The sequence below is a fragment of the Coprobacter sp. genome (assembly GCF_982436375.1).
Map to the genome: position 1 here is coordinate 1 of NZ_CEWDCG010000090.1, position 11,611 is coordinate 11,611.

The window sequence follows — 11,611 nt, forward strand, 5'->3', positions numbered from 1 at the left end:
ATATTAAATGCTGTGTTTCTCATTTACCGGAAATTCTATTTACATGACACCTTTTAATATTTCCAAAGATAATAATTTTTCGAGAAAGGATATGTTCTTTAGTAATTATCTGAATAAAAATTTAGAATCCATTTAACATTTTATTAGGATTTTCCCGTACAACCATCTACCTCGTTTTACAAAAAACCGTTCAAAAATAATATATCAATATTACCCTGAACGGTCACAAAAATTTTACATATCAGCCTTCCCCTTACTTAACAGACTCCTTTGCCTGCATAAACTCTTTTTTAAGGGTATCGATAGTTTCTCGTACACTCACAATCTTCTGCGACAGAAATGCGTTTGCCCCAGCAAAAGCATATCCTTTTTGCATATTACCCTTTGCTGCATTATAAAGTGCTTTTATTATACAATAAGGACTTTTAGTATAGTCACATGTTTTGATACAATGAAACGCACAACGTCGAGGCTTTTCACTTCCTGATTTTACTTTTCGAGTGAACTCTCCCGATATTGCACGCCCCGGCATTCCTACCGGGCTGGTAATAATTTCAATATCACTTTGTCCGGCATCGATATATGCTTGTTTGAAAACTGGAGAAGCATCGCACTCTTCTGTCGTCACGAATTTACTCCCCAACTGAACTCCGGTAGCTCCCAACTGCATAAGGCGATAAATATCCTCTCCCGTGTAAAGCCCTCCGGCAGCAATAACCGGAATTTTACAGTGTCCAGATTTTTCATAGGCTTTTATCACCTCGATAACTTCCGGAACAATATGTTCCAGCGAAAAATGTTCATCTTCAATTTGATCGTTTTTATATCCCAAATGTCCCCCGGCTTTAGGACCTTCTACAACAATTGCATCCGGCAGATAATCATAATTATTTCTCCACTTCTCACAAATCAGTTTCGCAGCTCGTGACGAAGAAACAATAGGTACCAACTTTGTTTTACTTTCTTTTTCCAAATAAGAAGGCAAATCTAACGGCAAACCAGCACCGGAAAATATGATGTCGGCCTTTTCAGAAATAGCAGTCTTCACCATATCCGAAAAATTACTTAATGCTACCATAATATTGACACCTATCACTCCATTAGTCTTTTCTTTAGCTTTACGAAGCTCTTCTCTTAACCCTAAAATACTGTTTTTTAAATAATCAGTCGACAATTTAGGATATAACAAACCGAGCCCGGCACAAGAGATTACACCTACTCCACCTTCATTAGCTACTGCTGAGGCTAAACCGGATAAGGAAATTCCTACTCCCATACCCCCTTGAATTACAGGTAAATCTATCTTTAGATTTCCCATATAAAAAGATTTCATAATAAATACTTTCTTTTGATAATACTGTGTTTAAAACAAGAAAAGTTTATGTAGCCTACGTTTGCCAGAAAAGCTCAATATGTAGTATAATGAGAACTCACTCAGAAAATGAAGATTAAAATAAACTTATTTCATTGATGCGTCAAAGAACGGCATTTATTTTGAAAGAAGAAGCATATTTTTATTATAAATAGTCGGTAAAGACAACTATTTATACTACCTCCTTATTCTTTAACATAAAATATCACAAAAGACATTGAATATATCATTTCATTATATACACTTTATTAACCCTAAATTCGTTTATATCCCATCCAAGTCGCTTTACGCCACAAATACTCAAACGGACCTTGTTTATGCTTACTCAACCACCAACGACTAAACAATAATTGAAATATAAAAATAGCGGCACCTATCAATAATGTTGCAACAGCTCCAGTACTTCTATACAAACATAATCCATAACCATAATAAATCGCTACCCCAATAATAGACTGCGTAATATAATTTGTCAGGCTCATTCGGCCATAGGGTATTATAAAATTTTGCCATTTATAGCCCGATTCTTTCTTAAACCATAACAATGTAAATGCCGATATAAGAATTGCCATAAAAACGAAATTTGACAAAGACTGAATTATAATAGTATAAGGAATCTTCCCTGAAGAATTCTCTATATAATCCGGAACAAAAATTCTTAGACAATATAATGGAATAAACATAACAATTCCCGACTTCAAAATCCGATGCCATACACGACAAGAAACATCGCTTTTCTCGAAATATCGTCTGCGCCCCAACAGCATCCCGAGCATGAATAATCCTGCAGTTTGGAACAATCGACCGGCTTCTACCTGCCAGATATTACTGTACAGTTGTCCTGTCCAGATATTCGAACAAAGGACTCCCCAAAAAGTTCCCTGACTTGTAACTTGTCCCGATAAGATAGCATAAGGAACATATCTATTCGTAATTGCATAATCAGGATTAAATGCGGTATACAACAAACGTCCCCACTCATAAGGTTGTAAAAGAAGAAATACCGCAATAACTAAAACATTCTTATCGCTCAATTTACACACAGGTATCAATACAAGACCGACTACTGCATAAAGCAAAAGAATATCGCCATTATAAAACAATGCATGAAATTGTGAAAACAAGAATAAAAGGAACATTCTCCATGCAAAACGCCCCCGAAAATCAATTCCTTTTTTCCGGGCGTTACTAAACTGAATATAGAAACTAAAACCGAATAATAACGAAAATGTAGCATATGCCTTCCCCGCAAACAAGAAAAAAATCATATCCCAGAAAAACTTATCTATAGATTGCAACCATTCGGGATAAAAATCTGGAATAAAATATAAATTATAATGTTCCAGATTATGTAACAATACAATTGCCAACAATGCAAATCCCCGCAGAGAATCTACTACTTTCAATCGCTCAGAGGGTTTAAGAATAGGAGTGTTCATGGTTACTTTTAACGGTTGAGAATATTTGAACGGTAATCTGAATAATTTTTACTCTTTAACCATATTCATTATTTTATAATTAGGCAAGGCATAATCTTTAAAGCACATTTCATATACCAATTTGAGCCAGATTACAACACAAGGTAATGCTTTTAACGCATAAGGCGTTATATAATGTTTGCGTAAATAAGCCGGAAAAAGATCTGAAGGAGACATACTGGTCAGAATAAATGCAAAAACCATCAAGACAACATCTGTTCGACTTCTCTTCCAAGGCGCTGCTACATACCAAATAGCTACCCCCATAAACGCTATAATATAAGTACTAGACTCGCTACCCGTGCTAAAAAGAACAACAAACATCAGAACTGATGCCAATAAAGTCAATCGAAAAGCTGGATTTTGGTATTGTTTTATCCGCAAATAAGGTAATCCGAATAACAACAAACCTGCGCATATCGGATATAAATCGGAATATGTCGCTATACCGGATATTTTTCGGATCATTCCCAATAATGATATATTCTGCATCAAAGCGAACTGATTATCTTGATTTTTAGCAGATAATCTGACAAACCATTCTACATATTGATTCAATACATAATCAGTGCCCCATACCCACATCGGCAATATCAAAAGAAAAACGGACCAACCGATAAAAGAAATGATAAACTTAAACTTATGACGGGAGAAAAAGAAAAACGCCAACCCGACGACTCCGTACAGCTTTATGAATAATCCGATAACGATAAGCAAAGTCGCCCAAATATCTTTCTCTTTTTCTATCAAAGCAAACGATAATATAATAATAGCGGCAATGCCGATATTAAACTGAGACATAAACAATGCCGTCAACAGCTCATGAGCACAAAACCAATATATAAATATCAATTTTTTCTTTTCAAGCGGTAAAGTACGAGTCGCAACATATAACGAAAATGACAAAAACAATAACCAACTGAGTAAACCTAACCATACTGGTGTAAATGCGAACGGAGCGACAAATAATGTAAAAAAAGGACCATAATGATTGTGATCGAAATATTCTGCAGGATATTCTGCATACAAAGACAAACGTGAAAGAGCATGCCAAAATGTTTGCCGGAAAATCATAAAATTATTGTATGAATGATGGAAATATTTCATCACCCATGCTATCACCGCCAACAACATCCACAATCCGAAAACTGTCCGGTAATCACTAAAAAAAGGCTTACGAATAAATATATTGAACTTTCTGATCAAATTTTGCATAATAAATTCGGGAATTGGAATATAGAATTTGCCACAAATATAAATATATATACACATATTTCTGAATGATACGTTAAAAAAAAGAGAAATAAAAATCTTTCAGGATGCTACAAGTGTTCTACCCCTATAAACTTAGAACTCAACAAATATGTTAGAACATTTATCGAAAGCTCGTTTTATAAAAGAAATAGCTGATTTTACTCACGGCTCAGAATGGATATACAGAGGTATAAATCCTGCCGTCATTGTTTTCCACGACTCGGTTCATCTATACGAAAAAGGTATTCGGGACGTTTACGATCCCTTAAAAAAACTATTTCCTCAAGTTAATTTCTATCAAGTATTGATCGACCGAGACCCTCAAATAGCACAAATATACGATATTCAAACATCTCCGACAACCATGTTCATCCCCCTAACCGGGAAACCGCTCTTTATCCCGGGATTCTTGACTCCGGAAGAAGCTAAAGAAAAAACAGAGTTTTTAATTGAAGGTAGAACAAAACAAATAATAAAAAATGACTGCATCTGACAAACTCGATACTACCGAACGAAGGGAACTCAACAATTCAGAGTTCGGCCTTCCGCAACAACGAGCTTTCCCTATGCCCGATGCTGCTCACGTAAGAGCAGCTGAAGCTTATTTTAGATATGCTCCCGACACAGAAAAAGCGGAACTTGCACGAAATATTTTACTTAAAGCCGAACAATTCGGAGTAACAATTAATAGCCCGATAATTTTAGAATGGGCAAAAAAATAAAAGTTTTGTCAAAAAGAAACCAAGGGATTTACCAAACAAAATATTCCGGAAATTATCATTAGTTTCCAGGACATATACTTTTTTCTATAATTTTCTTTTCTCATTCAACCAATATCGTATTCGTTCTTTTAATATCGCTGAAAAAATAGGCTTGCTGATATAATCATCACATCCGGCTTCGAGAATCCGGTTTCTGTCCTGATCAAAAGCAAAAGCCGTAACTGCAATTATCGGAGTCTTTACTCCTTTATCGCGCAATCTAAATGTAGCTTCTATACCATCCATTTCCGGCATACGTATATCCATAAGAATTACATCCGGATTATATACCTCTTCAAGTTTTATCACCTCAATTCCACTTGTAGCTCGGATAATCTCATATTCTTTCTTCAAAATAACGGAAATCAATAAAAAATTACTATCCGTATCTTCTGCAACCAAAATTAAAGGTTTTCTATTTTCTTTCTGTAACACTCCTTCCGACAGAGCATGTTTCGATTCTTCACACATATCACCAGAAATAAAATTTTCATTCAGCGGATAAGTAAACCAAAATCGAGAACCGATTCCCGGATTCGACTCTACCCCTATTCTTCCGCCCATTTGCTCGACCAAACTTTTACAGATAGAAAGACCGAGTCCCGTCCCATGAACAAAATTATCAAGTTTTATAAAACGATCAAAAATAGTACCGAGTTTATCAGGTTCGATTCCAACTCCCGTATCACTGACATAAAATTCCAATTCTTTATCATGCACCCTATAGCCCACACGTATAAATCCTTTTTTGGTAAATTTGATCGCATTATTCACAAAGTTAGTAATAATCTGATTTATACGATTTTTATCTCCGGGAATTATAGGATCGACAGACGGTTTTTCAAAAAGAAGATGCACATCAGGAGAAACTTTCATTTGCAATGAACGAACAATTTCCTCGCATAAAAGATTGACATTTACCTGCCCTATAACAAAATCGAATGTACCGGCCTCTATCTTCGATATATCAAGAATATCAGAAATTAATTGCAGTAACAATTCATTATTCTCTTTCACGATATTCAGAAACTCCTGTTTTTCTTCCGAAGAATTAGTATTCATCAATAGCTCCGAAAAACCGACTATCGCATTAAGTGGAGTTCGTATCTCGTGACTCATATTTGCCAAAAAAGCAGATTTCAGACGGCCACTTTCTTCTGCCTTATCCCGGGCTTCTATCAGTTTACGCTCAGTTTCCTTAAGCTCCGTAATATCGTAATTAACACAGATAAGCTCCAACTTACCGGGAGTATTATTCATTACATCACGAATAACATTTACCCGTGTCCACTTCCATCCGTTCCCGTTACGAATACGAAGTTCTTTACTAAAACTGTCTATCTCATTATTCTTCAACTGTACGGTATAATCAAACAATGCCTGACGATCTTCCTCATGAACATGACGATAAACACCAATTATCTGATCCAGAGGTGTAGAGTCTTCTTCTCCCAAATTATTAAACCATTGAGTAATTCCATAACCTGTACGGGAAATCACGTCAAATTTACAATATCCTATTTTCCCAAACCTGCTGATCAACGAAAACGACGATTCAAATTCCGCAATACGGTTATAAGCCTTATTTATCTCGGTATTATCGATATTAATAAATAAGTAATTAGAAAAATTTCCCCGATTATCATACAAAATACTCACTTTCGTATAAAGATCAATGTATCCTTTTTTATTTGTCGGATAATAATTCTTAACGGCTTTAAACGGATAATTAAAGCGAAAAGAAACCGATTCTTGATGTTTTAGTTTATTTTTAATCGCATCAGAAATATTTGGATTTTCAAAAATATTGATTCCCAAAGCCGACTGTTTACTTTTTAACCCGAAAATATTGATATCCGTGTTATTCATATCGATTAAATAACCGTTCTCGTCATACAATTCTATTCCCACAGGAATATTCATATAAATATTATGCAGAATTTTCGCACTCCGATCAAGCGCTTCATGTGCTTTTACACTTTCGGTAATATCGCTAAACAAAACTACTGCAACACCCGGTTCAGGAGAATACAAAATATTATGTCCTATTTTCCCTGTTCGGGGAAATGTTATATCTATCTCTGCATGCTCATTCAAATTATCAAAACTCGACAATTTTTTTACTAAACGAGAAAACGAAATAACATCAAGCTCTGAAGCTAACATTCCTATCTCTTCCTTTTTCAATCCGGAAATTTCAAGTGCCGCCTCATTTGCATCAACGAGCCTATAATCTACAACATTCTTCTGATCGTCATTTATCAACTCCATTCTGACATAACCTATTGGCATGTGCTTATACAAGTTTTTCAAATAAAGTCGTTCCATATCCGCTTTCTTTTCTGATATCCGAAACGCCAAACATAAACTGACAATATTTGCAATCGAGGTAAACCATTGATAATCTTCATTACTCCAATCCCGATAAACATCGATCATATCGATTTCCATAAATCCCCACACACTATCATCAGTAACCATCGGAACAGCCATCAATGACTTTATATTTCGAGCCCCAAGTCTCTTTTTTTCCAAAACAGCTTCTTCGGGAAGTTCATCTAAATTGAATAATACGATAGGCTTCATACTCATAATCTGCTGAGTCCACCAAGGCATACTATCAACAGGAAGCTTACGTATACTCCGATTTTTTCCTTCCATACTTTCCCTAACCGACTCCGAAAGAATATTCAATACTCCATTTTCCCAATCATATGAGGCTATATACACATATCCTCCCTTAAATTGATACAAAATATCTTCTAATATCTTATCAATAGCCCCCGTTACATTATCTGATCTAAAAAATTGCAACAATAAACGGGAAATTGAATTTTGCTGATATAATAGATTATTCACACGTTCCAATGACAATCCCCGATCTTTTATATCCTCAAGATTATCAATACATTGCAAAAAACCGAAAGCACACAAATGTCCGTCTTCATTCAAACTCTTTTCTCCTAATTTTGAATGCACCCATATAACTCCATACTTAGAATAAACAGGGAAAGACTGCTCATACACATCTTGCAATAAAATAGAAGAAAATTCATTCTTAATGCGTTCCCGAAAATCTTCCCTTATTAAAAGTTTAAAATCTTCAAAACCGATCGTATCGGATTGAAGGTTTAACAAATCTATCAAAAAATCAGAACAGCGATACGTCCTATTTTTAAAATTAGCTTCCCACCATCCTATACGTGCCAAAGACAGTAGTTTCCTATATTGATTATTTTCTTTTTCTATATGTGTATTCACAGAATATTTTTTACACTTGTTCACTCTTGCGAATGTAAATATTAATTATCAAAAAGACACAAGCTTTTATGATAAAAACAAATTTATTTAAAATCTTTATTCGTATACTCCCCCAACAAAAAACATCTTTTTCTCTCGGTATGGGTTAAAAAGATTTTCATAAATTTGCTTCAAATACAATGTACAATTTTTTATTACAAAAATGATTATGAAACCTCTTTTTATACAATATCCTAAATGCGGAACATGCAGGAAAGCTGCTCAATGGTTGAAAAGCAACCATATAGATGTAACAATTCGTGACATTGTTTCTGACAATCCGACACAACAAGAATTATCGGTATGGATTGAGAAAAGCGGGAAGCCTATACAAAAATTCTTCAATACAAACGGATTACGCTATAAAGAACTGAATCTTAAAGACAAAATTAAAAATACGCAGCAAGAAGAACTTTTACGAATACTTGCTTCTGAAGGAATGTTGGTCAAACGTCCGGTACTAATATCCGGAAATACAGTTCTTACCGGTTTTAATGAAGAAGAATGGTCTAAAGCACTTCTAAAACCAGAAAAAGTTTAGATTGGAAAATTTAGATAGGCCCTAAACAAAGATAATTCCTCAAAAAGTCAACATTTCCCATTTTGTAACTTTATTGTAACATCTTTTTCATTCCTTTGCGTCCGTTAAAAGTACAAAAAGGAACTTATATGGAAACATTCTACTTAGGAATCGTTATTTTTCTTTTCCTATTAGCCATATTCGACTTAGTAGTCGGAGTAAGTAACGATGCCGTCAATTTCCTAAATTCGGCAATCGGGGCAAAAGCCGCACCATTCAAAGCAATCATGTGTATTGCTGCAATCGGGATTTTTGTCGGGGCATCCCTCTCCAACGGAATGATGGATATAGCACGTCACGGAATTTACCAACCAGAACATTTCTATTTTACCGAGATTATGTGTATTCTCATTGCTGTCATGCTTACAGATGTCGTACTTCTCGACATGTTCAATTCATTGGGAATGCCGACATCGACTACAGTCTCTTTGGTATTTGAACTTTTAGGCGGAACATTCGCATTATCTATCATAAAAATCGCCGGTGACCATTCTTTAGAATTCGGACAATTGCTAAATACAGACAAGGCTTTATCCGTGATTCTGGCTATTTTCGTCTCCGTAGCTATTGCTTTCTTTTTCGGTACTGTGGTACAATATATCGCCCGCCTCATATTTACATTCAATTATAAAAAACAGATGAAATATTTCGCTGCAATCTTCGGTGGAATAGCAATAACGACAATTATCTATTTCGTACTGATCAGCGGGCTAAAAGAATCATCGTTTATGACCCCAGAAAACAAACTATGGATAAAAGAAAATACAGGACCTCTGATCTTGTATTGTTTTATCGGCTCTACCATATTGATGCAAATATTCCAATGGATACATATCAATGTATTTAAAGTTATTGTTCTAATGGGAACATTTGCATTAGCTTTAGCATTTGCAGGAAACGACCTTGTAAACTTTATCGGAGTTCCTCTTGCCGGTTATTCATCATTTATCGATTTCAGCTCTCAATCAGGAGCTGATCCCGACACATATTTAATGACTTCTCTTATGGGATCAGCACACACTCCATGGTACTTTCTTGTATCTGCCGGACTTGTAATGGTTATAGCATTATTTACTTCAAAAAAAGCTCATAATGTAGTAAAAACTTCAGTAGATCTCTCACGTCAGGAAGAAGGAGAAGAAGCTTTCGGAACTTCACCCGTTGCTCGAGTTATCGTTCGGTTATCAAGTTCTGTCAACTCCAGCTTGTCCAATATCGTTCCGGACAAAATAAAACGATGGATAGATGCACGATTCAATACAGATGATGCGATTTTAGCAGAAGGGGCAGCATTCGACTTAATAAGGGCCTCTGTAAACTTAGTATTGGCCGGGTTCTTGATAGCAATGGGAACAGCTCTTAAATTGCCACTCTCCACTACCTATGTGGCATTTATGGTAGCTATGGGAAGTTCTCTTGCAGACAGAGCTTGGAGTCGCGAAAGTGCAGTATATCGTATTACCGGAGTATTATCTGTAATAGGCGGTTGGTTTATTACTGCCGGAGCAGCATTTTTTATCTGCTTCTTTGTTACTACTATTATACATTTTGGAGGAACAATCGCTATCATAGCTTTTATCGGGTTGGCTATATTCAGTCTTATTCGTAGCCAATTAGTCTATAAAAAAGCTCTTACAAAACAGAAAGGAGATCCGACCGTACAAAAATTGATGAGCAGTCACGATACACAAGAAGCCCTATCCTTACTCCGAAAACATACCAGAGATGAACTTGGAGCTATACTGGAAGTTGCCTCACAAACTTTTGACAAAACAGTCAACTCGTTTATGTCCGAAAGTTACCGAGGATTACGCAAGGCAATGAATCTTATCGACGATGAAAAAGACCATATCAAAAAAGTAAAACGTATAGGTACGTTAGGAGTTGCTCATCTCGATAATAATACCGCTATTGAGAAAGGATTGTATTATTATCAAGGAAATGATTTTATCAGTGAAGTCATATATAGTATAGGACGCATATGCGAACCTTGTCTGGAACATACCGACAATAACTTCAACCCTTTGCAGGAAGCTCAAAAAGAAGAATTCAAACACATTTCAAAAGGTATTACCGATTTTTTGGAACAAGCACGGAATATTATTCTTCAAAATGATTACACAAATTTTGAAGAGGCCATATCTACTGCAAATCATCTGATCAACAGTCTTGCTCAATTAAAACGTGCCGAGCTGAAACGGATACAAGGACAAACCGGAAGTCTGAAGGTGAGCATGGTATATCTTACAATGATACAAGAAGCTCAAAATGTCGTAGCTTACACCAGCAATTTACTGAAAGTCAGCCGAAAATTTCAAGTAGAAGAATAATTCTTAAACGATTTATAAAAAGAGTCCGGACATTAAATGAACGGACTCTTTTATTTTAAGATAATAAAATACTATACTAAATATAGAATCTTTAAGAGCCTGTTTAATTTCATTCGGGTCAGCTTTGGGAAATTCTTTTGAGAATGTTTTGCCGTTTCTATAAAAGAGGATATCGGATTACCACAAATGAAAACTAAAAAAACAGATTAGAAAAAAACGTAAAGACTGCTTGATAATATTTTTTGACAGAAAATTTAGACTATAGGCTCTAAAACTACCCGAAATGAAAATAACCTTGAATACATTTATTACTGAAAAAAAGTTCATTATCCTGTTTCCGACAATATATTTTCCCTTCACGAGCTAACCAGCCGATAGCAGAAAAAAGATCATCTCGTGTCATATCTAATTTAGAAATAAGTTGACTGACCGAAAATTCAGAACCGCTCTCCAAAAGACTCCATAACATTCCTGCATTTTTTCCGATAGGTATCATTTCCATAGCATTTTTATTTTTAAAGTTCATGTCTCAAGAT

Annotated in this window: 9 protein-coding genes; 4 read left to right on the plus strand and 5 right to left on the minus strand. The window is 35.4% G+C overall.

Annotation, left to right across the window (positions count from 1 at the left end):
- Nucleotides 1-253 precede the first annotated feature (253 nt).
- From AC1WHX_RS06695 to AC1WHX_RS06705, 3 genes are all read right to left on the minus strand, one after another.
- Nucleotides 254-1,333, minus strand: coding sequence for an NAD(P)H-dependent flavin oxidoreductase (locus tag AC1WHX_RS06695; RefSeq protein WP_122337907.1), 1,080 nt, complete (start codon nt 1,331-1,333; stop codon nt 254-256).
- Nucleotides 1,334-1,626: 293 nt separating this feature from the next.
- Nucleotides 1,627-2,811, minus strand: coding sequence for a DUF418 domain-containing protein (locus AC1WHX_RS06700; RefSeq protein WP_122337908.1), 1,185 nt, complete (start codon nt 2,809-2,811; stop codon nt 1,627-1,629).
- A 48-nt stretch (nt 2,812-2,859) separates the two neighbouring features.
- Entirely contained in the window at nt 2,860-4,065 is a 1,206-nt protein-coding gene (locus tag AC1WHX_RS06705) for a glycosyltransferase family 87 protein (protein ID WP_122337911.1), read from the minus strand.
- Nucleotides 4,066-4,213: 148 nt separating this feature from the next.
- Between AC1WHX_RS06705 and AC1WHX_RS06710 the strand changes: the two genes are divergently transcribed.
- Nucleotides 4,214-4,597 (plus strand): YbbN family protein, encoded by a 384-nt coding sequence (locus AC1WHX_RS06710; protein WP_022601931.1) that lies wholly within the window; start codon nt 4,214-4,216, stop codon nt 4,595-4,597.
- Complete coding sequence (locus tag AC1WHX_RS06715; protein ID WP_022390545.1) at nt 4,584-4,826, plus strand: DUF6582 domain-containing protein; 243 nt, start codon at nt 4,584-4,586, stop codon at nt 4,824-4,826. The genes AC1WHX_RS06710 and AC1WHX_RS06715 overlap by 14 nt, the downstream gene beginning before the upstream one ends.
- Nucleotides 4,827-4,910: 84 nt before the next feature.
- On the opposite strand, the gene AC1WHX_RS06720 is transcribed toward AC1WHX_RS06715, so the two are convergent.
- Nucleotides 4,911-8,126 (minus strand): ATP-binding protein, encoded by a 3,216-nt coding sequence (locus tag AC1WHX_RS06720; protein ID WP_278584555.1) that lies wholly within the window; start codon nt 8,124-8,126, stop codon nt 4,911-4,913.
- Between the two features lie 208 nt (nt 8,127-8,334).
- On the opposite strand from AC1WHX_RS06720, the gene AC1WHX_RS06725 reads away from it, so the two are divergent.
- Both AC1WHX_RS06725 and AC1WHX_RS06730 read left to right on the plus strand, forming a co-directional pair.
- A complete protein-coding gene (locus tag AC1WHX_RS06725) occupies nt 8,335-8,706 on the plus strand; it encodes an arsenate reductase family protein (protein WP_122337913.1) in 372 nt (123 codons plus the stop codon).
- A 128-nt stretch (nt 8,707-8,834) separates the two neighbouring features.
- Nucleotides 8,835-11,075 (plus strand): inorganic phosphate transporter, encoded by a 2,241-nt coding sequence (locus AC1WHX_RS06730; protein ID WP_122337909.1) that lies wholly within the window; start codon nt 8,835-8,837, stop codon nt 11,073-11,075.
- 274 nt (nt 11,076-11,349) lie between these two features.
- On the opposite strand, the gene AC1WHX_RS06735 is transcribed toward AC1WHX_RS06730, so the two are convergent.
- Nucleotides 11,350-11,577: a winged helix-turn-helix domain-containing protein gene (locus tag AC1WHX_RS06735; protein WP_278584558.1), complete on the minus strand. Its 228-nt coding sequence runs from the start codon at nt 11,575-11,577 to the stop codon at nt 11,350-11,352.
- Nucleotides 11,578-11,611 lie beyond the last annotated feature (34 nt).

Coding starts and splice junctions, on each gene's coding strand:
- AC1WHX_RS06695 (WP_122337907.1), bottom strand. CDS start 1,333: ATGAAATCTTTTTATATGGGAAATCTAAAGATAGATTTACCTGTAATT.
- AC1WHX_RS06700 (WP_122337908.1), bottom strand. CDS start 2,811: ATGAACACTCCTATTCTTAAACCCTCTGAGCGATTGAAAGTAGTAGAT.
- AC1WHX_RS06705 (WP_122337911.1), bottom strand. CDS start 4,065: ATGCAAAATTTGATCAGAAAGTTCAATATATTTATTCGTAAGCCTTTT.
- AC1WHX_RS06710 (WP_022601931.1), top strand. CDS start 4,214: ATGTTAGAACATTTATCGAAAGCTCGTTTTATAAAAGAAATAGCTGAT.
- AC1WHX_RS06715 (WP_022390545.1), top strand. CDS start 4,584: ATGACTGCATCTGACAAACTCGATACTACCGAACGAAGGGAACTCAAC.
- AC1WHX_RS06725 (WP_122337913.1), top strand. CDS start 8,335: ATGAAACCTCTTTTTATACAATATCCTAAATGCGGAACATGCAGGAAA.
- AC1WHX_RS06730 (WP_122337909.1), top strand. CDS start 8,835: ATGGAAACATTCTACTTAGGAATCGTTATTTTTCTTTTCCTATTAGCC.
- AC1WHX_RS06735 (WP_278584558.1), bottom strand. CDS start 11,577: ATGGAAATGATACCTATCGGAAAAAATGCAGGAATGTTATGGAGTCTT.